The sequence below is a fragment of the Pseudomonas sp. P105 genome (assembly GCF_032614175.1).
Taxonomy (GTDB): domain Bacteria; phylum Pseudomonadota; class Gammaproteobacteria; order Pseudomonadales; family Pseudomonadaceae; genus Aquipseudomonas; species Aquipseudomonas rhizophila.
Genome location: NZ_CP126693.1, coordinates 2747012 through 2771915, shown reverse-complemented (window position 1 = coordinate 2771915; position 24904 = coordinate 2747012). Strand labels below are relative to the sequence as shown.

28 protein-coding genes are annotated in these 24904 nt (G+C 58.0%); 25 read left to right on the top strand and 3 right to left on the bottom strand.

All coding sequences use genetic code 11. The features are described from left to right. Positions 1-16 precede the first annotated feature (16 nt). Positions 17-1120: a sugar phosphate isomerase/epimerase family protein gene (locus QOM08_RS12580; RefSeq protein ID WP_316913060.1), complete on the bottom strand. Its 1104-nt coding sequence runs from the start codon at positions 1118-1120 to the stop codon at positions 17-19. Then, positions 1117-2283: a Gfo/Idh/MocA family oxidoreductase gene (locus QOM08_RS12575; protein ID WP_316913059.1), complete on the bottom strand. Its 1167-nt coding sequence runs from the start codon at positions 2281-2283 to the stop codon at positions 1117-1119. The genes QOM08_RS12580 and QOM08_RS12575 overlap by 4 nt, the downstream gene beginning before the upstream one ends. A gap of 186 nt (positions 2284-2469) precedes the next feature. Between QOM08_RS12575 and QOM08_RS12570 the strand changes: the two genes are divergently transcribed. The 23 genes from QOM08_RS12570 (at position 2470) to QOM08_RS12460 (ending at position 23351) form a co-directional block, all read left to right on the top strand. Beyond that, positions 2470-3486 carry a LacI family DNA-binding transcriptional regulator gene (locus QOM08_RS12570; RefSeq protein ID WP_316913058.1) on the top strand — a complete coding sequence of 339 codons (1017 nt, stop codon included), beginning with the start codon at positions 2470-2472 and terminating at the stop codon, positions 3484-3486. Between the two features lie 949 nt (positions 3487-4435). Then, positions 4436-5185, top strand: a complete 750-nt coding sequence (locus tag QOM08_RS12565) for a hypothetical protein (protein ID WP_316913057.1) — start codon at positions 4436-4438, stop codon at positions 5183-5185. 115 nt (positions 5186-5300) lie between these two features. Beyond that, positions 5301-5531, top strand: a complete 231-nt coding sequence (locus QOM08_RS12560) for an AlpA family phage regulatory protein (protein WP_316913056.1) — start codon at positions 5301-5303, stop codon at positions 5529-5531. Positions 5532-5535: 4 nt separating this feature from the next. Continuing rightward, entirely contained in the window at positions 5536-6360 is an 825-nt protein-coding gene (locus QOM08_RS12555; RefSeq protein ID WP_316913055.1) for a ParA family protein, read from the top strand. 82 nt (positions 6361-6442) lie between these two features. Then, positions 6443-6652, top strand: coding sequence for a hypothetical protein (locus tag QOM08_RS12550; protein WP_316913054.1), 210 nt, complete (start codon positions 6443-6445; stop codon positions 6650-6652). Positions 6653-6666: 14 nt separating this feature from the next. Then, the gene (locus QOM08_RS12545; RefSeq protein WP_316913053.1) at positions 6667-8253 is read left to right on the top strand and encodes a ParB family protein; all 1587 of its coding nucleotides are present in this window, start codon (positions 6667-6669) and stop codon (positions 8251-8253) included. Further along, positions 8250-8798 carry a DUF2857 domain-containing protein gene (locus tag QOM08_RS12540; protein ID WP_316913052.1) on the top strand — a complete coding sequence of 183 codons (549 nt, stop codon included), beginning with the start codon at positions 8250-8252 and terminating at the stop codon, positions 8796-8798. Before QOM08_RS12545 ends, QOM08_RS12540 begins: the two co-directional genes overlap by 4 nt. Continuing rightward, the gene (locus tag QOM08_RS12535) at positions 8795-9985 is read left to right on the top strand and encodes an STY4528 family pathogenicity island replication protein (protein ID WP_316913051.1); all 1191 of its coding nucleotides are present in this window, start codon (positions 8795-8797) and stop codon (positions 9983-9985) included. Before QOM08_RS12540 ends, QOM08_RS12535 begins: the two co-directional genes overlap by 4 nt. A gap of 242 nt (positions 9986-10227) precedes the next feature. Further along, a complete protein-coding gene (locus tag QOM08_RS12530; protein ID WP_316913050.1) occupies positions 10228-10983 on the top strand; it encodes a PFL_4669 family integrating conjugative element protein in 756 nt (251 codons plus the stop codon). Beyond that, a complete protein-coding gene (locus QOM08_RS12525; RefSeq protein ID WP_316913049.1) occupies positions 10980-11498 on the top strand; it encodes a DUF3158 family protein in 519 nt (172 codons plus the stop codon). The genes QOM08_RS12530 and QOM08_RS12525 overlap by 4 nt, the downstream gene beginning before the upstream one ends. After that, positions 11495-11965, top strand: coding sequence for a single-stranded DNA-binding protein (locus tag QOM08_RS12520; protein ID WP_316913048.1), 471 nt, complete (start codon positions 11495-11497; stop codon positions 11963-11965). The genes QOM08_RS12525 and QOM08_RS12520 overlap by 4 nt, the downstream gene beginning before the upstream one ends. A gap of 225 nt (positions 11966-12190) precedes the next feature. Continuing rightward, complete coding sequence (locus QOM08_RS12515) at positions 12191-14158, top strand: DNA topoisomerase III (protein WP_316913047.1); 1968 nt, start codon at positions 12191-12193, stop codon at positions 14156-14158. Positions 14159-15022: 864 nt separating this feature from the next. Then, positions 15023-15604, top strand: a complete 582-nt coding sequence (locus QOM08_RS12510; RefSeq protein WP_316913046.1) for an STY4534 family ICE replication protein — start codon at positions 15023-15025, stop codon at positions 15602-15604. Positions 15605-15675: 71 nt separating this feature from the next. After that, entirely contained in the window at positions 15676-15933 is a 258-nt protein-coding gene (locus tag QOM08_RS12505) for a hypothetical protein (RefSeq protein WP_316913045.1), read from the top strand. A 100-nt stretch (positions 15934-16033) separates the two neighbouring features. Next, positions 16034-16528 (top strand): RadC family protein, encoded by a 495-nt coding sequence (gene radC / locus QOM08_RS12500; protein ID WP_316913044.1) that lies wholly within the window; start codon positions 16034-16036, stop codon positions 16526-16528. Between the two features lie 52 nt (positions 16529-16580). Then, positions 16581-17327, top strand: coding sequence for an ABC transporter substrate-binding protein (locus QOM08_RS12495; protein ID WP_316913043.1), 747 nt, complete (start codon positions 16581-16583; stop codon positions 17325-17327). A 106-nt stretch (positions 17328-17433) separates the two neighbouring features. Continuing rightward, on the top strand, positions 17434-17976 hold the full coding sequence (locus QOM08_RS12490; RefSeq protein ID WP_316913042.1) for a PilL N-terminal domain-containing protein: 543 nt from the start codon (positions 17434-17436) through the stop codon (positions 17974-17976). After that, complete coding sequence (locus QOM08_RS12485; RefSeq protein WP_316913041.1) at positions 17973-18644, top strand: chemotaxis protein; 672 nt, start codon at positions 17973-17975, stop codon at positions 18642-18644. The genes QOM08_RS12490 and QOM08_RS12485 overlap by 4 nt, the downstream gene beginning before the upstream one ends. Before the next feature lie 9 nt (positions 18645-18653). Next, positions 18654-19373, top strand: a complete 720-nt coding sequence (locus QOM08_RS12480) for a TIGR03759 family integrating conjugative element protein (RefSeq protein WP_316913040.1) — start codon at positions 18654-18656, stop codon at positions 19371-19373. Next, complete coding sequence (locus QOM08_RS12475; RefSeq protein ID WP_316913039.1) at positions 19355-19903, top strand: lytic transglycosylase; 549 nt, start codon at positions 19355-19357, stop codon at positions 19901-19903. Before QOM08_RS12480 ends, QOM08_RS12475 begins: the two co-directional genes overlap by 19 nt. Further along, entirely contained in the window at positions 19900-20415 is a 516-nt protein-coding gene (locus tag QOM08_RS12470; protein ID WP_316913038.1) for an integrating conjugative element protein, read from the top strand. Before QOM08_RS12475 ends, QOM08_RS12470 begins: the two co-directional genes overlap by 4 nt. 9 nt (positions 20416-20424) lie before the next feature. Continuing rightward, complete coding sequence (gene traD / locus QOM08_RS12465; protein ID WP_316913037.1) at positions 20425-22530, top strand: type IV conjugative transfer system coupling protein TraD; 2106 nt, start codon at positions 20425-20427, stop codon at positions 22528-22530. Between the two features lie 89 nt (positions 22531-22619). After that, the gene (locus tag QOM08_RS12460; RefSeq protein ID WP_316913036.1) at positions 22620-23351 is read left to right on the top strand and encodes a TIGR03747 family integrating conjugative element membrane protein; all 732 of its coding nucleotides are present in this window, start codon (positions 22620-22622) and stop codon (positions 23349-23351) included. 289 nt (positions 23352-23640) lie between these two features. Here QOM08_RS12460 and QOM08_RS12455 read toward each other — a convergent pair whose 3' ends face one another. Further along, a complete protein-coding gene (locus QOM08_RS12455; RefSeq protein WP_316913035.1) occupies positions 23641-24012 on the bottom strand; it encodes a histone-like nucleoid-structuring protein, MvaT/MvaU family in 372 nt (123 codons plus the stop codon). A 312-nt stretch (positions 24013-24324) separates the two neighbouring features. On the opposite strand from QOM08_RS12455, the gene QOM08_RS12450 reads away from it, so the two are divergent. Further along, positions 24325-24660: an RAQPRD family integrative conjugative element protein gene (locus QOM08_RS12450; protein WP_068933283.1), complete on the top strand. Its 336-nt coding sequence runs from the start codon at positions 24325-24327 to the stop codon at positions 24658-24660. Continuing rightward, complete coding sequence (locus QOM08_RS12445; RefSeq protein ID WP_068933284.1) at positions 24657-24896, top strand: TIGR03758 family integrating conjugative element protein; 240 nt, start codon at positions 24657-24659, stop codon at positions 24894-24896. The genes QOM08_RS12450 and QOM08_RS12445 overlap by 4 nt, the downstream gene beginning before the upstream one ends. Positions 24897-24904 lie beyond the last annotated feature (8 nt).

Sequence of the window (24904 nt, the reverse complement as noted above, 5' to 3'; positions counted from 1 at the left end):
AGGAAACAGGTGAAACTCAGGCGTCAGGCAAGCCCAACAAACGCCTGTTGGAAGCCGCATCACTTGCCACGCTGACAAAATCGTCAAAGGCCTTTTGGCTTCGGGTAATCATGTGTTCGCGGATGAACCCCGCGCCTTCGGCGGCGCCTTGGGCGGAGTCTTTTAGGCAGCACTCCCACTCCAGCACGGCCCAGCCGGTGAAGCCGTACTGGGTCAGCTTGCTGAAGATCGACTTGAAATCGATCTGGCCATCACCCAGCGAACGGAAGCGTCCGGGTCGCTCGACCCAGCCCTGGTAACCGCCATAGACACCGGAGCGCGCGTCGGGACGGAACTCCGCGTCCTTGACGTGGAACATGCGGATACGCGAGTGATAACGATCGATAAACCCCAGGTAGTCCATTTGCTGCAGCATTAGATGGCTGGGGTCATAGAGGATTGCCGCGCGCGGATGGCGATTGACCGCCTCGAGGAAACGCTCGAACGAGGCCCCGTCGTGCAGGTCTTCACCTGGGTGAATTTCGTAGCACAGGTCGACACCGGCCTCATCGAAGCAGTCGAGGATCGGCAACCAGCGCTTGGCCAGTTCGGCAAAACCTTGCTCCACCAAACCTGCAGGGCGCTGCGGCCAGGGGTACATATAGGGCCACAGCAAGGCCCCGGAAAAGGTCGCGTGCGCCGTGAGGCCTAGACGCTGGCTGGCCCGCGCCGCCAGCTTCAATTGCTCGATCGCCCACTCGGTGCGCGCCTGGGGTTGGCCACGCAAATGAGCCGGGGCGAAATCATCGAACAGCGCATCGAATGCCGGGTGAACGGCCACCAACTGCCCTTGCAGGTGGGTGGACAGCTCGCTGATTTCAACGCCGGCGCTGGCGCACACGGCCTTCAACTCATCGCAATAACTCTGACTTTCGGCAGCGCGCTCAAGGTCGATATAGCGCGTGCCAAGGGTGGGGAGTTGAATGGCGCTGTAGCCCTGGGATGCCGCCCATTGGGCGATATTAGCCAGTGTGTCGAAAGGCGCTTCATCGGCGATGAACTGCGCCAGGAATATCCCGGGACCACGCAGGCCTTGAGGGACCAGGGTGCTCGGGGTCACGGCAGGCGTCTGCGGTTTCATAGGTTGCTCTCCAGTGGGGTCCACTTGGCGTCGCTGTTATGACTGGCGATGGCCGCTTCGATAAATGCCATGCCACGCAAACCCACCTCGATCCCTGGCACACCTGGTGCGGTATGGCCTTTAACCTCCCCGCGAATGGCCTGGGCAAAATCGCCATACAGATTGGCCATGGCTTCCAAGTAGCCTTCGGGATGGCCGGCGGGCAAGCGCATACGCTGGGTCGCGGCCTCGCACAACCACGGCTGCCCGGTGCCAGAACGCAAGACGCGCATCGGTTGGTCCAATGACCGATGAATCAGGCTGGCGGGTTGTTCCTGGCGCCATTCGAGGCCGCCCTTGTCGCCGTAGACACGAATGCTCAGCGGGTTCTCTTCCCCCGCGCAGACCTGGCTGGCGATCAGCACGCCACTGGCGCCCTGCTCCATCTTCAACAACATGGCGGCGTCGTCATCCAGCTGACGGCCCTCGATGTGCACGCCCAGGCTGGCGCACAGGTGAGTAACGGCTTGATCGGTCACGAACTCCGCCAGGGAAAAGGCATGGGTGCCGATATCGCCGATGCAGCCGCCCAACCCGGACAACGCCGGCTGCCCCCGCCACTCGGCCTGCTTGTTGCCCTGCCCGGCCACATCCTGGCTGAGCCAGCCCTGGGGATACTCCACCAGCACCTTGCGCACCGCGCCGATCACCCCGCTGCGCACCATCTCCCGCGCTTGCCAGACCATGGGGTAGCCGAGGTAGGTGTGGGCCAGGCCATAGAGCCCGACGCTGCTGTGCAAGCGGGTTTTCAGGGCCTGCAGTTCAGCCAGGTTCAACGCCGCGGGCTTCTCGCTGAACACATGAAAACCGGCGGTCAGCGCCTCGCTGGCCACTGGTGCGTGAAGATGATTGGGGGTGACAATCACCAGCAGTTCCATTCGCTGCTCGGCCGGCAGCGCGCGCTCGGCCTCCAGCATCAATTGCCACGTGCTGTAGCCGCGTGATTGCGCCAGGCCCAGGTGGCTGCCCGTACGCAGGTTATTCTGTGCGTCGCGACTGAACGCACCGCAGACCAGCTCAAAGCGCCCATCGAGGCCGGCTGCCTGACGATGAGCCTGGGCGATAAAAGAGCCCTCGCCCCCACCGACAAAGCCCATTCTTATTTTAGGTATCGCTGTGTTCATCGCTGACCCTCTCTGTCCGGCCCGGCTGAAAGTTGTTTCAAACGAAAATGTAACCGGTTACATTTCAGCAAGAATTTATGCGCTAGAGACTGGGCTGTCAAATCGATAACCCGCGGTCGCGAGGATTTCGGCGCAGACGGACCTGCTGTAAGCTCGCCCGACGCATAGTTTAAAGATGAGGTGGTTTTGTCCAATATTCGTGAAGTCGCCCGGCTTGCTGGGGTCTCGGTGGCCACTGTATCGCGCACCCTGAAATCACCCGACTGCGTGCGCCAGGCCACTCGGGACAAGGTCAATGCCGCCGTCGAGCAGGCAGGTTATCGCCCCAACCTAATGGCGGTGCAGTTCCGCTTACGGCGCACCGCCAACCTGGTGATCCTGGTTCCGAAAATTGCCAATACGTTTTTTGCTCGCGTGATCAGCGGCGCACAACTGGCTGCCCAAGCCGCCGGTTACCGACTGTTGTTGTGCGATACCCAAGGGCGCGAAGACATCGAGCGTGAGTTTGCCGAGCTGGTCTATGCCCATCAGGCTGATGGGGTGATCCAGTTGCGCGCCTACGATCCTTTCCCGGCAGATCGCGATGACACCCCGCCCATCGTCAATGCCTGCGAAGTGATCAAGGACGGACGCCACCCCACCATCAGCCTCGACAACCACGCGGCCGCCAAGGCGATGACCGAGCACCTGATCAGTCTGGGCCATCGACGAATTGGCCTGATCAAGGGCCCTCAAATCAGCCCGCTGACCCAAGATCGGGTGGCAGGTTACCTGGCTGCATTGGATCAAGCAGGCATCACAAGCGACCCGGCGATTATTTGCCACGGTGACTTCAGCTTGCGCGCTGGCTATGACGGCGCCGCGACCATGCTAGCTATGCCCGATCGCCCCACGGCGCTATTTTGTGAGAACGATGAGATGGCCATTGGCGCCCTCAAGCGCATCAAAGAAGCAGGCCTGAGCGTGCCCGAAGATATCTCTTTGGTGGGATTCGATGATATTCCGTTGGCGCATTACTGTGATCCGCCGCTGACCACCATCGCACAGCCCGCCGAAGTATTTGGGCACAGGGCCGTGGAGATGCTGATCAACTTGATCGAGAAAAAAACGAATCCTCAGCAGCATGTGATCCTGCCTTTTGAACTGACGATACGTAAAAGCTCTGCTGCCCCGCCAGTACGACAGACAGATGGGCGCTTTTAATATCGTGGAAAAGCGGCCACACCGAGACCAGCAACGACATTCGCTCATGTGTTAATGCCAATGCTGAATTGACCCCCCTTGCCGACATGAGGCTAGCCCACCTTTAAATCAACACAAATCCAGCAAAGGTAGTGGCTCGCGAGGAGTCTGACCGGGTCAGTGATATCTCGGCACCTGAGTCAATTCGGCACCGACGCCAACACCCTGCACCCTCCCTCCAGATCCAATGTGGAGTTACACTGATAGCCCCCCTGTACCCTCTTGGTATTCTGTCAGAACTCGCCGTTCGTGATCGCGCACCCGGTGCGGGTGGGGGCAAAGATGGGGGCAAATTTCAATTTTTTCTGTCTGAAACCATTGTCCTAGAGCCAAGTCAAAATGTTTTTTGGCAACGTAGCATACCGGGTGAAGAAGAGGTCAACTGGCGAGACCCATCGCTGAGTACTCGCGCCGTGCGTGAGTACATTGAGGCACTCGATGAAGAGACCATGAGGAGAATGCCTGGAAACGACAACTTGCTTGTCACCGACACGCGGCGTTGACGATTCAGTATTTTGAGCAGCTTCGCGATTTGACAGGGCATACGCAATGGTGCTTCCCGGCGAAGCATAATGATGGACATTTCGACCTCAAAGTAGTCAGAAAACATGTGGGTGCGAATCGCGACTGACGGTTGGAACCCGTACTGAAAATGATGGTCTTCACATTGGATCCAATTATTGTTCAGAACCGAAATCCGCATACAACTGCGATGCGATTCCGCCCCACCTGCCTGGGACGAAGCCATCAACAAAGCAAATGCAACTTCTTCAGGTGCTGGGTAAATGGAATGACCTCATCGAGTAAAAAATCCGAATAAAACAGCCACTGCCAGCAGTTTTCCAGCAGCAGGCGATGTAGAGATGTTTCGCGAGAGGCCGATCTATAAGGAATGGAGGTCCGTTCGCACATGTCTTCAAACAACTTTAACCCGCAGGCTAAAACCTTCTATCGGCCCATCGACGCAGCTTTGCGTTGGTGCAACCTCATTCGTTACGAAGCACAGATCGTGCAAGCGGCTTGGTCTTGCCCGGAAAAGCTCAGGATCCTGTTTCCTCAATGGCCGTGCCTACAGGCCAATACCGACAAAATTTATGACGCCGTCCGCAATGGCGAATTACCGTATGGCTCCTTCGGTATTTCGGTCCCCCTGGGCACCCCCGTAGAACTCACTCTGTTGACCGTTAGACACTCCGACTTACGTCTCTGGATGCAGATCTACTACCCCGATCAGCGGCCCGACTTCCTGTTCGAGTCGAACGACGACACTCAAGATAAAATCAGCCTGGGTGTTTACTTTGCACTCCAAGCCGAGCGGGATGCCCTCCTGCGAGAGCGGAACACTCTCCAACTTCAGCTCCAAGATATTGAGGTTGATCTACAGGCACTGGGACTTGAACAAGAAAGCCTGAAAGCGTTAGTCAAAACACAGGGACAGCTCAGCAAACGTAGTGAACACACCTACCTGCAGATCATAGGCGCCTTGGTCAACACCGTCTTGGACGTGTCGCCCGCAGGCAAACCACTTTCCGTGTTCAAAAATCAATCTGCGATTGTTGACGCCGTGACTGCGCGCCATAAAGACATTCCCGGTCTCAGCAAACGAACGCTGGATGAGAAGTTTGCTGCGGCCAACCGTAGCCTCAAAAAAACCACTTGAGTCATGGCATTGCACTGCAATACCCTCGATTGCAGTGCAATGACTCCCTCGCTTTTCTGCTATTCAATACAGGCCACTTCCCATCACGCGCCAGGCGGCGCCAGGAGTGACCATCATGTCCAGCCAAACCTCATCCATCGCAGAAGCAGATCAACCATGGGTCGAACGCCATATCATGCGGCGTGAGGAGGTGGAGCGGAAAACCGGCTTCAAGCGTGCGCACATCTACAACTTAATGAAGGAAGGTAAATTCCCTCAAGCCAAACGCATTGGATTGCGTGCCGTAGGCTGGGACTCAGTGGAGATCGAACGGTGGGTCGTTGAGCGTTTAGGCCAACAGGCCTAATGCCGTGCGTGTGGTATCAGTGGTTTCCACTAAAGGTGGCGTGGGTAAAACTTCAGTGGCCGCCAATCTCGGCGGCTTGCTGGCGGATGCAGGCCTGCGTGTTCTATTGCTGGATTTGGATAGCCAGCCCACCCTCTCCGGCTATTATGCCTTGAGTCAGAAAGCCGTGGCTGGTGCGTACGAGCTCATTGCACTCAATCAGACAGATCCTGCACAGATAGTTTCCACGACGGAGGTCGTCGGTCTCGACCTGATCCTTTCCAACGATGGCCAGGGTAGCCTCAGTACATTGCTGCTGCATGCCCCTGACGGACGATTACGGCTGCGCAATTTGCTCGACAATTTCCGCCCCCGTTACGACCTGTTGTTGATCGACACCCAAGGTGCACGTAGCGCACTGCTGGAGATGGCCATCCTGGCCTCCGATCTCGCCCTCTCGCCTGTCACACCGGAGATGCTTTCTGCCCGCGAGCTGAGCCGCGGCACCTTGAAACTACTGAGCGAGCTCGAACCGTTCCGTCATCTAGGCATTCCACTGCCACCGTTGCGGTTGCTGCTGAACCAAGTGAATGTCATTCGGCTGGACACCCGAATGATCATCCGTGGCCTGCGCGAGACTTTCGCCGAGACTACCAATGTCTCGATTCTGGACACCGTAGTTCCAGACCGAGTGGCTTATCTCAATGCCGCCTCCCTCGGCCTTCCGGTCCATCGAATCGAGACGCGCCAGTCATCGCCATCCGCGTTGGAAACCATGCAAGCGCTGGCCACCGAGTTGTTTCCGGAATGGCGCGAAGCGATCTCTACGGTGAGCAGGTGCGCGGGATGAGACGAATCACCAAACCGGTATTTCTCGCCAAATCATTTTTTATCGACCTTGATGCCAACAACGCTTGGCCAGGAGTCTTTTGATGTTGGATCAATTTCCCGTCATCGTTCAACCATCCATTCGACCACACCACCCACCTTGCGAAGAGTACTGCACTGTGGTGTTTCGCCTGCAGGGTGGGCGCTCGGCCATGGGTTGGCTCCTCGCAGAGCTCTCCCGACATTTCGAAGGTTCGGGAACTGCCGAGATCGTCAAGTTCGAGGTCGGCGACCATTTGCGTAACCGGGGTTAACTGAGGTTGTTCAGATGAAGAAGCTCAGTCAGGAGGAGATCACCGACAAGCTGCACCAAGACCACTTCCCTCGCGGTCCGGAACTGGAGCAACTGTCCGATCCACTCATCGACACGCCTATGCTGGTCACGCTGGAGCAGTTGCGGCCTTACGAACACAACCCGCGTTTCATCCGTAATCCGCTGTATGACGATATCAAAGCCTCGATCCGTGAACGCGGGTTGGATCAACCACCGCCGATTACCCGCCGCCCGGGTGAAACCTATTTCATCATCCGCAACGGCGGTAATACGCGCTTGGCTATTCTCGGCGAGCTGTGGCAGGAAACCCACGACGAACGTTTTTTTCGCATTCATTGCCTGTTCCGACCTTGGAGCAATGAAATCACCGCCCTACTCGGCCATCTGGCCGAAAGCGATATGCACGGCCAACTCACCTTCATCGAACGTGCTCTGGCGGTAGCCAAACTCAAAGCCATGCTCGAACCAGATGGCGCAGCACTCTCGCAACGTGAGCTGGCACGACGTCTTGCCGCTGGGGGGTATCCCATTTCGCAGTCACACATCAGCCGGATGCTCGACACCCTCGAACACTTACTGCCCGCCATTCCACAAACCCTGTATGCCGGATTGGGTAAGCCCCAAATTGAACGCCTGATCGCTCTGCGTAGCCAGGCAGAGCGAACCTGGAACCGTTACCCAACCGCCACCGTTGCGTTTGCCGAATTTTGGCTCGGCACCCTGGGCGACTTCGATGCCGATCCCGAATCCTTCGATCTTGAGCAGATCCAGGATGAACTGCTCGAACGCATGAGCCGCTTACTCGGACAGTCCTACCGTATGTTGGCCCTGGAGCTGAGCGATACCCAACGCGTCTTCTCGACGCCTGGTGTTGTCGTCACCACGCCTTCAGAGAACAGTCATCTGCCGAGCGTTGATGAAGCCGCGGCACGATCGCCCTCCTCCGAGTCCAGTCCCCAATCAACCGAGCCCATAACGCAGACCGGAACAGCGCGAGAGGAACTGATCACACCGCCTGAAACGAATGTCGCCTCAGCGGTCAGTCCTCCGTCACGCGTTCAACAGATTCGCGAACAGATCAATCGCGAGAGCTCCACCGAAGTAACACCGACCGTCGAGGCATGCGCGATCGACGACATCTGGACCATCGCACCCACACTGGATAACCCCGAACAACTGCGTTTAGCCATTGCTGGACTGGCACGAGAAATGGCGGCCTATGCCGGATACCCCGAAAGCATCATCGATCAGCCGCTTGGCTTAGGCTTCGCCCTCAACATCGAGCGAGTTGATCTTGCCGCGCCTCGTGCGACCGGCGTTCACCTACTACTCCTGGCCCTGTTGCGCGCTCAAGACGACGTGAACTGGGAGGATCGCAAGCAACTGCCCTCAGCCCTGTTCGGGCAGCTGCTGTTGGGGGTCTATCAACTCCCGCTGACAAATCGTCCCGCCGTGGATGTGGGGCTGGAGCGACTGCCCGACAGTCTGCTAATCAAACTGTATCGCCTCATCCGCTTGGCCCGTCGCCTGATCGACTTAACGCTTGCCCCTGAAAACGACTCACCGAAGGAGCTGCCATGAACCTGTCCTTCAATGTGCTCAACCAGGCCATGCTGACTCAGGTGCTCCACGAGCTGCGCCTGGGCAATCTACAACGCTGTAAAGCACTCGGACTGGGTGAGGACGATATCTACCTGTTGCAATCCTTACCGCCCACCACCCTGTCGCGCCTGGCCCATGCCACCGTACCCTGGGTTGAGGTCAAGATTGACTCGCCGGTGCTGCATCGGCTGATCGAGCAAGCCGAACGCGACGAGCAGAACGAACGCTTGATCAACCGAGCGCTCAAGCTGGGTGCCAGCAGCACCATCATGTATCAGCGCTTCGGCTTGGCGCATTCGGAAACTGCCCTGCGCCGACGTCTGCTCAAGATAGAAACCCGCAAGGGCCGCCCTCAGCATTTGAGCGAAGCGCAGGAACATGCACTTTGGCAGCGTTGGTGCCAGCTACGCGCTCATGACGGTACCGAGGATCAGCTCGACGCCATGATGATGCTGGCCGAAGAACAGCAGATCAGTTTGACCATCGTCTGGCAGCAGATCGACCAGTACAGCAACGGCACATGAACACCGCCCCTTCCAGTCGCTGGCAGCGTGTCCTGCAGCAATGCACCCAGCAGCTGAGTGAACACTGGCCCGCACGCCCTACCACTGAACAACCCTCTAATCAGGCTCTGCAGGCTGGCTTTCTGTTCAGTGGCCAATCACACGACGTCGTGCCACGTCGGCTGCTGTTGGATAGTCGGCTGACGCCATTGGAGCGTAATGCCTGGCAGGTGTTTCGACTCATGTTGCAAGGCCAGGGCGTGGTCACCCCGCGCTATGAGGACTTGCAGCCTTACCTGTCGAGCGTGCCCTACGGCGCGTCAGCCTCCCGTGAAACCATCGCTCGCGTCTTGACCATGCTCAGGCTGACGCGCTGGCTCAGCTTGGTGAGTCGCGGGCGCGATCAGCTCAGCGGACGTCTTCAAGGCTCTCTGTATGTCCTGCACGATGAGCCGTTAACCCCCGCCGAAGCCATGGAGCTGGATCAGGATTACCTGGAGCTGGTCGGACATTGCCTCAGCCATAACACCAAGGCGGTGCGGATTGTCGCCCAGCACATTTGGAAAGAAGTCCGCCAAGACGCGGATATCGATCAGGGTCGACTACCGACGCGGCTCGACAGCTGGGGCGAACACTGGACGCGGCAAGGATTGGATCAGGCAACCGATGATGCATTACACGATTCCGAACTGGGTGGCGATCACCGCGTTCGGAATCGTGTGGGACCACGTTCGGATTCCGAACCGGGCTTGCACGCCCGTGTTTCCGACGCAGTTCGGAATCCGAACGCCGCCTGTACTGTATTAAAAGAAAGTACTTGTACTGTACCGCGCGCGACCCCAGCGGTGGATAACCTGAACTGGCCCGATCCGCTGCTGCTGAGTCCAAGCGAGCGTCAGGCTGTCGCCATGGCGCTGAACAAGCTCAAACCAGCAGATCGTCAGGCGGTGCTCAACGAAGCCGGTGCACGCTGTACGGCCGGAGGTATCCGCAAGCCAGCGGCCTATCTGATGGGCCTGATCCAGCGCGCACTGAAAGGCGACTTTCGTCCTTGGGCAGGTCAGACAGAGCCTTTCCCCGTTGCAAAGCCACCTCCCGCTGCATCCTCACGTCCCCCCCGGAAACAGGGCGAGCCCGCCTCCGCCCTCGCCCAAGCGTGCCTGAATGAGCTACGCCAATTGCGCGAAAAACGCCCTGGACGTCAGTAGATTTGATGCCAGTGGCATCAAATCTACTGAGCTCCATGGTGAGATCGCAAAGAGCCGAACCTGCGCAATTCGACCGATACAGCCATCACCAACCATGAAAATGATGCCAGTGACGTCAATCGCGAACGCCTGCGAAATTCACCCTCTCACACCAAACCGAACAGTCCGCATTCAGCTTTTTGGCTGCCCTTGACCCTCATCTGTCGCAACGTTCCCGTCCAAGCTTATGCGAGGACAACACCGTGGCCGATCACTACCAACTCAACCTGGGCTCATTGCGTAGCAGCATCACCCTGACCCTGCACACCCACCACGCTGCCCGTATCTGGCAAGGCCGGACTGCACGCGAAGGCGTCCACTCGATCATGGGCATGGCCGGCTACATCAGTGTCACCAACCTGATCAAACAAACCGCGGCCCAGGACGATCCCTATGCCGACTGGGCCATCGTGCAACTCGAAGAAAAACTGATGCAGGCCAAAGCTGGAATGCTGGAACTGACTCAGCAACTGGATCGGATCAGGCAGGACCTGCCGACACAAATCGACATGGGCGACAACCTCAACATCCACCCCGTCACCTTGCCGTTGTACATCGGCAGCCAGCTGGGTTTTCTGGCGGTCTACCTGCTGACCGACTACGACACCCTGGTGCGCCGGACCCTATTGGCCCATCACACCGCTTTGATCGGCCGCATCGACATGGAAGCCTGGATCGACGACGGTGCCCATCTGCTGCGCAGCCTGTTCGGCCAGGCGCAACGCTATCGGCATGCCGGCGTCACCCGCGGCGACATGGCGGCGAACAACGCCCGTGCCTTGGCGGCCGTCGATAAATTGGGGTTGCCCCCCATGGACATCCTCGAGGGTCATCACCGCTCCCAGTTCGCGCCACCGATCATTCGTCGTGGTGCTGTGGCAGTGGATGATGCTGACGCGTTGGCAGAGGAAGTGGGAGTGCCATCTGCGACAGTGGATGAGCCGGAGGACAAAGCATGAATCCCATGATTCCGGCTCAACCAATGCCCTTCGAAACGTTGACACCCGATGCCTATCGACAGCTCGAACACGCCGCCTCCCTAAAAGGCCTTTTAAAGCCCTTTAAGGGTAAGGGGGAGTTGGAGCAGCTGGCGCAGGTGGCGAGGGAAATCGAGGCGCAGTTATGTCATCTGATGGAGGCTGTGGTGCAGCAAGCCGGACAGCCCCCTTACTCACTGCTGGATATTCGATTGGTGTTGCAGAACACCAGCGCTGGCAGCACTTTTTTGCGTTGGCGTACCCGTGACTTTACCCGTATGGGAGTCTCGGTCTGGGAACGACAGGTCTGCAACAAGACCCTGCCGCAGGTCGTGCGCGAGGGGTTGCACCGTTTCGAATGCGAGCGCATTGCACTGAACCTGCAGATGAGCGTGGTGCATTCGCTCTACCGCCAGGCCACGACCTGCGCGATCAAAATGGCCAGTGCCGAACGGTTACTGCGCCAGTTCACAACCGCAGTGGAGGTATCAGGATGAGCACTTTTTTCGTCGGCGAAGGCAATATCGGCAGTGCGCCAGAGTTCCAGGAGTTTCCATCAGGCAATGACGAGCCACGGCGTTTGCTACGGCTGAATGTGTACTTCGACAACCCTGTGCCACGCGAAGGCAGCTATGAAGATCGAGGCGGCTATTGGGCGCCGGTCGAGCTCTGGCACCGCGAGGCTGAACACTGGAGCACGCTGTACCAGAAAGGCATGCGCGTGCTGGTCGAAGGCCGCACCGTGCGCGATGAGTGGGAGGACAGCGAAGACAATGCGCGAGTGACCTTCAAGATCGAGGCTCGTCGAGTCGGCATCCTGCCTCACCGGTTGCACAGTGTGGTCATGCGGGAACGCTCCAGTGAGCCGGCGGCATCTGCGACACACGCCGGGCAACATACAGAGCAGGCCAGTTCACCTGCATCGAAACCCAAAAAACGCAGAGGGCAACCACCGTCGGACTGACAGACTTCAGGCATAAAAATTGCGCCTCTGCGCGAAGTGGCTGGCCTGTCGTTACTCGCTACTCGTGAAGATCCACCTGTCGTCCACACTACAAACGGGTAGCCGCCTCGGCCCATTCAAGCCTGCCCTCACCATCTAATGTGAGGAACCTGCCATTCAGGTTTCTCATATCTCGCCACTGCTGTTTCCAACCACACTGCTCCGAACTCAATCCGGAGCAGTTCTATGCGCCTCTTCCTCTGCGAGAAACCTTCCCAGGGTCGGGACATCGCCAAGGTGCTCGGGGCCACTCGACGTGGTGAGGGTTGCCTGATCGGCACACAGACAACCGTCACCTGGTGCATCGGCCACCTGCTGGAGACTGCCCCGCCCGAAGCCTATGGCACGCAGTACAAGAACTGGTCGTTGGACCATCTACCGATCATTCCCGCGCACTGGCAGGTCGCGGTCAAACTCAAGACCGCGGCACAGTTCAACGTCATCAAACGTCTGCTCAGCGAAGCCACCACCGTCGTCATCGCCACCGACGCCGATCGCGAAGGTGAAATGATTGCTCGCGAGTTACTGGAGCTTTGCCAGTATCGAGGCCCCGTTCAGCGCCTCTGGTTGTCCGCACTCAACGATGCGTCGATTCGCAAGGCACTGTCCTCGCTGAAGCCCGGCCAGGAAACCTTCCCGCTCTACCACTCAGCCCTCGCCCGCAGCCGCGCCGACTGGCTGATCGGCATGAACCTGAGTCGTTTGTTTACCCTCCTCGGTCGGCGGGTGGGTTACGACGGTGTATTGTCAGTCGGACGCGTTCAGACACCCACTTTACGTCTGGTGGTCGATCGTGATCGCGCGATTGCCAGCTTCGTCTCGGTGCCCTACTGGGAAGTGGATGTGCAACTGTCCTCAATGGGGCAACCATTCATCGCGTCGTGGCAACCACCAAGCTCGGGACGAGATGAGGCCGGTCGTTGCCTGCACCAGGCGCTGGCCAGTCAAACGGTCCAAGCGATCTCTTGTGGTAAGACCGCCACAGTACTCTCGCTGCAGACGGAGCATTCCCGAGAACCGCCACCCCTGCCCTTCGACCTGAGTACATTGCAGGAAGTCTGCTCGCGCAAGCTGGGACTCGGCGTTCAGGAAGTCCTGAATATTGCCCAAGCCCTGTATGAAACCCACAAAACCACCACCTACCCGCGCAGCGATTGCCGCTATTTGCCAGCGAGTATGTTCGACGAGGTGCCCGCGGTATTCGATGCCCTGCTCAAAACGGATCCCGCACTGCGGACCGTACTCGGAAGCCTCGATCGATCCTTGCGCTCACGAGCATGGAACGATGCCAAAGTCTCCGCGCACCACGCCATCATCCCCACCACCGAACCAGCGAACCTGGCGCGGATGTCCGAACAAGAACGCCAAGTCTACGAATTGATCCGCAGCCACTACCTCGTGCAGTTTCTGCCGCACAATGAGTTTGATCGAACCCAGGTCGAACTGCAGTGTGGCAAAGAACGATTGACCGCGGTTGGCAAACAGATCCTGGTCCAAGGCTGGAAAGGCTTGCTCTCCGACGACACCGAGGAGGATGAGCCCAGTCAAAAGCATCAAGTATTGCCCGTCTTGCAACAGGGTACGCAGTGCGCAGTAAACGACGTCGAACTCAAGTCTATGCGCACCAAAGCTCCCAAACCGCTGACCGAGGGCGACCTGATCAAGGCGATGAAAAACGTGGCCAAACTGGTCAACGACCCGCGTCTGAAACAGAAGCTTCGGGACACCACCGGCATCGGCACCGAAGCTACGCGCGCCGGCATCATCAAAGGTTTGATCGATCGCGGTTATTTGCTGAAGAAAAAACGCGCCTTGATGGCCTCCGCAGCGGCCCATACCCTGATTGAGGCGGTACCCGCGGCAATCGCGGATCCGGGCATGACCGCGATCTGGGAGCAGGCCCTGGATGAAATCGAGGTGGGACGCCTGAACCTGGATGCATTCGTCGCCAAGCAGGCGAACTGGATTGCGCAATTGGTCGAACACTGCCGAGCGCTCACCTTGGCGTTACCGGTCGAAACCGGACCGGCTTGCCCCATTTGTAGCGCCTCAATGCTCAGACGAAAGGGAAAATCAGGGCCGTTCTGGTCATGCACCCACTACCCGGACTGCAAGGGCACTGTGCCGATCAGAAAAGATACGTCATGCCCATGAAGTCGCAATGGATATCAGCAGGAATATTGGTCGATCTTTTAGGCCGCGCACATCGCCTTGACGTCGTCCCATCCTCTCTGCTGTAGTGCCTCAGGATCATCGCCAACGGCGACCCAAGACCGATTCGCTCCGGGTAGCTCGGTCGAACTCTTAGAGTTCGGAGCCTTCTCTTCTGTGGGATTTCATTCCCGCTTTGTGCTCAAACCTGATCGTGATGGCGGATGACCACTGTTGCCTCTGCCAGACAACAGCGGTCATCCGCTTCGGCGATCATATTCAGTCCCGGAGCCCACCGGGGAAACACTGGGCACCCTTTGTGCGCGGATGCGTGCCTGCATGTTCCGACCCAGGCCATGACAAGGGTCGGTTGGCGAATCATGGCGCAGTTAAACCAAGTTTTTCGAGGAGCTTGTCGGCTGCGTAAGACCGCCAAAGGTGGCTTTTCTGTTCCTCGCCTGGCACCCCCACCAGGCCCACTCTTCACTTTTTCAGTCCAGTGACTACTACTGTGTTCCGGCCATAAAAAATCGGGTTGCAGCGTCTTGACGCTCCCCTGTGAGGGGCTTATACAAAGGGCGTGGTTCGCTGTCGTTGACAGCCCAGCCCAAGTGCGATCAGCGTTCGGAAGCTCGCGCGATTACCGCTTCAGCGGTGATGAATGCTCACTACCCCATGCCTGCGGATCACCAACGCAGACATTCATCTGCTGCACCGCTACTCCCCCAGACGCATCGTTCTGCTCGTCATCGGCTTGCCGGTGGAGAGTCGTTCATCGCTCGACTTCACCTTACCCACCCTGACGGGGGCTCACTTCCCCGTCAGGGTCTGTGCGCCACCATTTTCCCTTGAAACAGGAGAACTACCATGGCCCACGCCAACCAATCCCAAGAAGCGACCACTTACTTCAATCTGCACACCGTCGGTATCGGCTACCTTAACCGTGTTCGTGAAGTCCAAGTCCGCCGCGGCCAGCCATTCATTGCCTGCGATATCGCAGCCCTGCACGGCGCCACCGATGCGGTGGAGTACACCCGCTTCGACTGCAAAGTCGCTGGGGGCGAAGCTGAACGCTTGATTCGTCTCTATATGGATACCGTCAACGCCGAGAAAAAGGTCTTGCTGTCGTTCCGTATCGGCGACCTGTGGATCGATCCGTTTCTCTACGAGAAAGGCGATAAACAAGGTCAACCGGGCGCCAGCCTGAAAGGTCGTTTGCTGTTCATCGACTGGATCAAGGTCAACGGCACATTCGAGTACAAAGCGCCCGCCAGGCAGGAAGCAACAGCACCTGCTGAGCAAGCGCCAAACAGTGAGCCATCCCCAGCATCGGCAGATGCCGAAGTTGAAGAGATCGAAAACCCAACGGAGGCTCGGGTCGAACCTGAATCTCCACCCACTCCCCGCACGGCCCGCCGTGACCCCACCCGTACCGTTCAGTCCGCCTGAACAGTCCACGATGTTCCACATCAAGGCGCTCCCTCGAGCGCCTTTTCTTCAATCCGCACAGGAGAACCATCATGGAATCCTTCTGGCTTTGCGACGACTGCCTGTTCGCTACTGCTTACGAGGACTACAGCACGTTATCGCTCTACTACACGACGGATGAAATCGAGAAACGCATCGCGGGTATCCATCGTGGACTGGTTCGGTTAATGCCCATCAGTGCCGACTTCGTTCCCGAAACCGGCTGGGGAATAAAAGCCTTTTCCCCATTGCCCTGCGACGGTTGTGGTTCACACCTACACGGTCAACGCCACCGATTCACTCGGCTGTAAATAGCACGCCATCGGCTAACACCCGCAACTCTATATCCACCTCGGGGACACCACTCCCCTCGGGCGTGTACCCCTGATTGTTCCCTTTGGAGGTACCGCCATGAGCACCCAACTCACCCTGATCGAGACTTCGGATTTCGAGGTTGATCGCATTGTTCAAGAAAACCAGTTGATCGACGAAGCGCTGCATATTCTGGATCGTCGACTGTTTACCCGCGGCCCTATCCTGACGTCACCTGACGCAGTGGCCTCATACCTAAAATTGCACCTTGCGCAACAAGAGCATGAAGTCTTCGGTGTGGTTTTTCTCGATGCCCTGCACCGCGTGCTGGCGTTTGAAGTCCTCTTTCACGGCAGCATCGATGGCGCCAGCGTTTACCCCCGCCAAGTGATTAAACGCTCCCTCGTGCATAACGCTGCGGCCGCCATTTTTGTTCATAACCACCCCTCTGGTTGCACGGAACCCAGCCAGGCGGATCGCGTCTTGACCGCCCGATTGAAGGAGGTCTTGGCCTTGATCGAAGTGCGCGTACTGGATCACTTCATCGTGGGTGAAGGTCGTCCGCTTTCCCTGGCCGAATATGGCTGGCTGTAACCCTCACAGGCTCCTTCGGGCGCCTTATTCATTTTCATCCTGGAGAACGCTCATGAACCCCACACCCCAAGATCCAGCCCTGCCGGCAGCCTCCAACCCATTTGCTCGCGGCTACGACAACCTGCATATCGAACGACTGCTACTGATCACCTACGAAGACGACTGCCCTCCCTGCTTTCGACCACTACACGACTCACAGGCCCATCTACCCGACGATGAACTGCAACTGTTCCCCTGTCTATTCAATGACGATTTCGCCTTGATCAGCGAAGGCCAATCCATTCCGGAGGAGTTGGATGAGCGCTGCCAGTCCACCGGGCTGGTGCGCCAAGTGATCTACGCCGTGATGGGCGAAGTGCACAACAAGCGGCATCACGTCGGCGACCTGTACTCCCTGGAAGAAGCCCAAGCCATGGTCCATCGCCTAAGCTTCGAAACGGGACACTACAGTCGAGCCTGGGAAATCAGTACCGCACACCTTCCCGAAGAAGCGATGTTTTATCTGCAGGAGTGGGTTAGTCACTCCGCGCAGAGACAAACCGGCCTCTTGTTCGAGCTGTTCACGTTGCCAGACTGCTGCGGTATCGGGTGCAAACTGATCGGCACGCCATGGACGGACGACAACCTGCTGAACATTGAGAGCAAACCTTATTCAACCCTCAAACAAGAACAACTCGAAGCCGACACACCGGAAGCCTTGGTCAATGTGCTGTATCTGGCGGCATTGGCAGATGTGCGATTGTTGATCTTCGACCCCGACGCTGCCGCCTTGGATGGGCTCGCCATTTTTGATGAATAGCAACGCGTTCAGCGTTAACACGACCCACCATGAATCAACTTTCTCACTGAATCGCTCCTTCACCTCATGTCAGGTTCTGCACTGAATCTGACATGAGGTTTTCTCCATGGAGCGTTTTTTCACGCCTGTCTGCCTGCTGGGTTTGCTGAGCGCCTGCACCGCACCAATCCCCAGCCCATTGCCGACCACTCCAGCGATCAACAATGGCTCCAATCGAGCCCAGCTCCCGACGGGCACAGCCGAAGAGCATCATCCGGCGGAACTCCACCATGGCCGCTATACGCTGGTCAGCACCGAGTCCTCCACGGAACAACGCAATCTTCTCGCCCAAATCATTGACGTGAGCATACCGTCCAACCTGAATCCTTCGGTACAGGAGGCGATGCACTACGTGCTACAGCGCTCGGGCTATTCGCTCTGCCCTGCTGCCGACCCAGTGAAGGTACTTTTTACTCGGCCCCTGCCCGCAGCCCATTACCGGCTCGGTCCGATCTCTTTGCGCAGCGCGCTACAAGTGCTCGCTGGCCCCGCCTGGCAACTCACGACCGATGAAGTCAGCCGTTCGGTCTGCTTCGAACAGCAGAAAACGGATGCCGGCGTCACGCTGATCACACCCGTCTCGCCCCATCAGCCGGGGGCACGCCCATGAAGGCCTCAACGTTTCAAACCCTCATTGTCGGCTTAATGTTCCTGGCGGTCTCCGGGCTGAGCGGCGGTTTTTATAACCAGTATCAACGCGTAGCCGAACTGCAGAGCACGAACACGCAATACCAACAAACCCTGGACACCCTGCAACGTAATGCAAACGCCCTCAAGGATGCACAGGAAAAACTGCAGTACGCGCTGAAAGACCTGAAGCAAATGGTCGATTCCGGTGAGCAACAGGCCAATACCCTCGATCCGATATTGGATCAGTGGGCACAAGAGATACAGGAACTGCGCGATGGTCTCGCAGCCCGCGCCACCCAAGCAGACCTGACTGTGCTGCGCGCACGCCTTGAACAGGTCGAGCAGCAGCTCCTGGACCTCAAGCCCCAGCCATCACCCCCACCACCAATCTCTTCCGTGCCCAAGCCGAAACAGAAGGCTCGCCCCAAGCCCGTCCCGCTTTCGCCACCGTTCTCAGTGTTGAGTGTCGAGTCCCGTGGTGGCGAGCGCTTTTTGGCAGTCGCACCTCATAACAGTCGCTCGCTCATAGATGTTCGGCTGCTGCATAGCGGTGAGCAGCTCGGAGCCTGGTACCTGAAAGTGCTGGAACCGCACTCAGCCATCTTCGCAGTGGCCGCTCAGCCAGACCAGACCGTGCACCTCCCTTGAGACGCGATCATGAACCGAGTGCTACTGCCCACCGTTGTCTGTCTCGCTTCGCTACTGGCCATCGGCATTGCAATGGGTAACCCCGTCACGACACAGTCACGGATCCAGGACACGCAGTCCGCTCCCCTGGGGCGCTCTGACTCTGAACAGGCGGCGAGCTGGGGTCTGACGGAGCAGGAGTGGACGCGCTTCGAACAGATCCAAGCCGGCCCGCGCGGTTTCTGGAGCCCGAACCTCGATCCGTTGACCGCACTCGGGGTCGAAGCCCAGACCGACCAAGAGCGCCAGCGCTATGCCGAATTACAGGTAGCGCTGGAAGCCAAACGCGCCGAGCGCGAGTTGGCTTACCAAAACGCTTACACCGCGGCCTGGACCAAGCTGTTTCCCGGGCTGCTGCCGATCCAGAGCATGGCGTCCCCGCCCCCTGCCAGCTCATCGGTCATGCCGCGCCAGGCCCTGTTTGTGGAGGACCACTGCCCGGCGTGCACCGACGAAGCGCAGCGTCTGCAAAGCAGCGACACGGCGTTCGATATCTACCTGGTGGGCAGCCAAGGCCAGGATGAACGCGTCCGTAGCTGGGCTCGGCAAGCGGACATCGATCCGGTCAAGGTCCAACGCCAGCAGATCACCTTGAACCATGACCGTGGTCGCTGGTTCAGCCTGGGTGCCCCGGGGCCGTTGCCCGCCACGTTCCAACAGGTGAATGGACAATGGCAACGCTTCGACTGAGTGGTATTGCGCTCATGCTGACGATGCTCGCCGTCCAGGCTGACGAACTTCCGCCTCCTGCCTACCAACTGGCAGCGCATGACGCCGACATCCCTTCTACGGTACTGTTCGCGATTGCCCTGCAGGAGAGTGGTACCCGCGTCCATAGTCGACTGCTGCCCTGGCCTTGGACCCTGAACATCGCCGGAACACCCTACCGCTTCGCCACTCGCCAGACCGCATGTCACGCCTTGCTTCAGGCACTCGCCCGACATGACGCCAAGCGGGTCGATGCAGGTCTCGGGCAAACCAACCTGGGTTACCACGGACAACGTTTTTCCAGCCCTTGCGAAGCCCTTGATCCCTACCGAAATCTCGCCGTGACCGCTGCGCTGTTACGAGAGCATCACGCCGCCACCGGTAATTGGGTGTCAGCTGCTGGGCGCTATCACCGCCCGGCAGGAGGAACGCCGGCCGCGCGTTACCGCGCCGGCTTTTCCCGGCAACTCGAACGGTTGCTGGTTTCCTTTGAACAGGGCATACCACCATGAAGCGAATCCCCATTGTCTGTTATTGCATCCTGCTTTTGGCAACTGTGGCCCAGGCGAAACCAACCGTAGTCAGGGAAGCGGCTAGCGACTTCACCCGACCCCATTTTCAAGTTTCCAGGCCGCCAGTAAACAACAAGACCCAGCCTGATCGGGTCATGCATGCGGACCTATCCACGTTTGCCGATGAAGCCTGGATACTGCCCGTCCGTAGCGCTCACTTGAGCCCCGGTCAGATCACGCCCCGAGCTCTGAACATGCCGGGATTGCGGCCATTTTTCCTGGTCGGTGAGGATCCCCAATCCCTGGCTTGGTTGCGTCAACGCGCGGCTGAACTGCAGAAAATCGGTGCGGCCGGCCTGGCCGTCGAAGTGACCGATGCTGAAGCCCTGGCCCGAATTCGCGCAGCCGCTCCGGACATCACCATCCTGCCGGTCAACGGCAACGACATCGCCGCCCGCCTAGAGATTGAGCACTACCCCGTCTTGATCACCGCCACCTCACTGGAACAGTGAGTCCAGGTCATGGCCGAGCATGCGATGGAGTCCAAGCTCCGGCCAGCGGTGGAGCTGTACACCGTAGCGATCTGCATCGCCGCCGCGGTGTTGTGCGTGTACTCGCCCTGGGCTGTGGCCCTGTCACCCGAGATCGGTCTGGTTGCAGCGTTTGCCTATGCCCTGTTCGGCCTTATCCGGCTGAGACAAGCTTGGGAGGTGCTGCATTATCGGCGCAATATCCGCCGGCTGCCTCGCTACGAACTAACCAGCCGACAGATTCCAGTCAGCCGTAAGCGTTTGTTCATGGGTCGTGGCTTTCGCTGGACCCGCCTGCACACCCAGCGCTTGGTCGAGGCCCAGGATCCGGCGGTCGCTCATTATGTCGACCAACCGCCCCGTTACCGCCTGGCCCGAGCACTCGAACGGCGCCTGGAACATGCACCGTTTCCGTTCTCGACACTGGCCCGTGTCACCGCCTGGGACAGCGCCTTTAATCCGTTGCGCCCTTTACCCCCAGTCGGTGGCTCACCGCTGTTACACGGGGTCGAGCCCGACGAAACGGAAGTCAGCCTGCCGCTGGGCGAACGGGTCGGACACACCCTGGTGCTGGGCACGACCCGTGTTGGCAAAACGCGACTCGCCGAGGTGTACATCACCCAGGACATACACCGCGTTGAACACGAGGTAGTGATCGTCTTCGATCCGAAGGGCGATGCCGACCTGCTCAAGCGCATGTACGTCGAAGCCAAACGGGCCGGTCGGGAAAAGGAGTTTTATGTGTTCCATCTGGGCTGGCCGGAGATCTCCGCCCGCTACAACGCCGTGGGACGCTTCGGACGCATCTCGGAGGTGGCATCGCGCATCGCTGGGCAGCTCAGTGGTGAAGGTAACTCAGCGGCCTTCCGTGAGTTCGCCTGGCGTTTCGTCAACATCATCGCCCGTGCATTGATCGAATTGGGTCGACGCCCGGACTACCTGCAGATCCAACGGCATGTGGTCAACATCGACGCACTGTTCATCGAATATGCCCAGCAGTTTTTCGCCAAGACCGACCCGAAGGCCTGGGAGGTGATCGTCCAACTTGAAGGCAAGCTGACCGAGAAGAACATTCCCCGGCATATGGTCGGGCGCGAAAAGCGCGTGGTGGCCATCGAGCAGTACCTGGCGGTGAAACGGGTATTTGATCCGGTACTGGACGGACTGCGTTCGGCGGTACGCTACGACCGTACTTACTTCGACAAAATCGTGGCTTCGCTACTGCCGCTGCTGGAGAAACTCACCACCGGCAAGACCGCACAGTTACTGGCCCCCAACTACACCGATTTAGATGACCCGCGGCCAATCTTCGACTGGATGCAAATCATCCGAAAACGCGGCATCGTCTACGTCGGTCTGGATGCGCTGACCGACGCCGAGGTGGCCGCCGCTGTGGGCAACTCCATGTTCGCCGACCTGGTCTCGGTCGCCGGACACATCTACAAACACGGCATCGACCATGGCCTGCCCCAATCGGGTAACAACAGTGACAAGTTGCCGATCAACCTCCACGCAGATGAATTCAACGAGTTGATGGGTGATGAATTCATCCCGCTGATCAATAAGGGCGGCGGAGCCGGTATCCAGGTAACCGCCTACACCCAGACCCTAAGCGATATCGAAGCACGTATCGGCAATCGCGCTAAAGCTGGCCAGGTTATTGGCAACTTCAACACCCTGCAGATGCTGCGGGTGCGCGAAACCGCCACTGCGGAACTGCTCACCCAACAGTTGCCCAAGGTTAACGTGCTGACCAAGACCCTGGTGTCGGGCGCCACCGACACCTCCGATCCTGAGGCCAACACGGACTTCACGTCCTCCTCGCAAGACCGCGTCAGTAGCACCAGCGTGCCCTTGATCGAGCCGGCTCATATCGTCAGTTTACCCAAGGGGCAAATGTTCTCCTTCCAGGCCGGTGGGCAGCTCTGGAAAGTCCGCATGCCGTTGCCAAAACCCTCCAACGACGATGCCATGCCCAAGGACCTGCAGGAGCTCACCCAGCGAATGCGGGCGGTTTACAACGAGCAGGCGGGGCAATGGTGGAGCGCAAGCGGTGGTGGGCCAACAATTGACTTCGATTTGGATCAGGTGGGGTAGCCCTACCTGACCTAGGTTTCGACTCAGCAAACACACCTTCGGAAGGCGCCGTGACGGCATCAACTCTGCGGCGCGCAATGGAGTGAACGATGGCGACTTCCGCTCAGAACACGCCGCCACAACCGATACAGCACCCAGGATTAATCGTCTCGGCGATTGGCTTGGTTTTACGCATTATCGGTGTACTGATCGCCTCGTTGCTGTTCTCGATCCTGATCGAGATTGCAGGCCTAATGTTCTTTTGGGGCGATCAGGGCTGGCGGCACAGCCAGGCCATGCTGACCAATGAACTGGGCTGGCTTAGCGAACACTTCAAATCTTCACTCATCCTCCAGCAGCCTGGGCAAACGATCATCCAGGTACTGGATTTTCTCAATCAGTGGTTGTTGGTCAAGACCGGCTTTGCAGATTTTGCCCAGCAGGCGCGGGTGCCGAGCCATGGCAACGGCTTCTGGGAGTGGATCAACCAGTTCTACGTAACCATTGAGGATTTCGTGCTGGCGGCTGTGTATGTGACCTTTACCTTCGTGGTGCGCCTAACCATTCTGGTCCTGGCCATCCCCCTGTTTCTGCTGGCCATGTTCACTGGTTTTGTCGATGGACTGATGCGCCGGGACCTACGTAAATTTGGCGCAGGGCGAGAAAGTAGCTTTGTCTACCATCGAGCTAAACGAGCCGTGATACCACTGCTGATCGTGCCCTGGGTTATCTACTTGTCCCTACCCTTTTCGCTCAATCCCATGGCTGTGTTTTTCCCTTGTGCTTTGATGCTCGGCATCGTTACGGCAATCACGGCAACGACATTCAAGAAGTATCTCTGATTCGGAAAAACCAGTTTTTTCTTTACATACCCCGTTCAGCCAGGATAGTTATCCAGCGACCGAAAACTGACACACCATACGAATGCAAATAAAACTGCTAGAGGTCGTCCTCGACTCCCATTATGGGTTAGAGCATCAGATGAAATGCAGGCTTCCAAGATTTGGGCGAAATTCAAGGATCTAACCAGCAATTAAACTGGTGCAGGACCGGGTCAAGACTTGCACTCTGGATTTATCATTCTCACCGATAAAAAAGGGCCCTTACAGGCCCTTGGTCATCAAACCGATCTTACTGAGTACGCCACGAGTCAACCACGTCTGCGCCAAACTCGACTTTCCATTCTTTCAGTTGTCGATGATTTCCTCCCTTGGTTTCGATCATCTCACCAGAGTTTGGATTCTTGTAAATCTTCACTTCGCGAGCCTTACGGACTGCCTTTACGGGGGTAGCTATTGGTGTCGAGGTACGACGGCCAGCTTCTGGATCCAGGATGCCAATGATGTTCTTCAAGCTGAAGCCGTACTCGCCAAGCAACGCACGTAGTTTGCTCTCAAATTCCATTTCTTTTTTCAGACCGGAGTCACTTTTCATCGACTCGAGCTCTGCGAGCTGTTCGGCCAGTTGTTGTTCAAGCTTGCGAAATTCAGCCAAACGAGACATGTGAAACTTCCTTCGAGTTAGGGAAATGAGAAGTGAACGCCTCCATGCTAAGCGATGATTGACTCTTCGTCACCCATACGCGCTTTAAGCAGAAGTGAATCCACTCATTGCCTTATGAGCAACACATTACTAATGGGGAAGGATTGCTAGACTGGGCTCTCTTTTTCACCCAATCGATTGCTGGTGTAGGTGTGGGTAAACTTCTTCCGCTCGCCTCCAAAAATGCGATACATCACCTCTCGCAATTACTGCTGAAAAATTCAACCGCTAACTTGATGCTGGCTCCATCTCCACATGACATGGACCAGCATCATGTCGACTACCGTCTTTCGTTGCTTTTTACTCCTTTCACTGGCCATCGCTCATGGCAGCGGCTATGCCGCATCGGCTCATGAGCAGGAACAGCTCAGCCTAGTCCAGCAGCAACTCGACATTATCGAACGCCTTGCGGAACGAGCTGAGGCAGCCAGCGCGTCTCAACTAGACGATCGCTATCGCTTCGACTACCCCCGCCTCTCCCAAGACATTCAGCATATCCGCCAAGGTGTGCAGGGCTATCTGTTCCCTTCCCGTGCGCAACCCCGCGATCCCATTGAACTGGTCGGTGATTATCGCTTCGACACTCCGCCTGCGGAGCCCTCGCCATGAGCATGACTGACGCTCAGATCGCAGCGTTCCAAAACGCCTCCGGCTTTTCGGCACAGAGCAGTTCGACGCTGTGGCTGTCCCTGGTTCTGGTTCTGGCTTTGCTTTGGTGTGCCTGGGTGATGTGGACGGCCTACCGGGGTTGGGCAGCCGGCAGTGTGCGCTTTGGAGCCTTCGGTGGCAGCGCCGCACGCGTCTTGCTCGCCCTAATCGTCCTAATGTTCTTCACCCTGTCCTAATCCAGGAG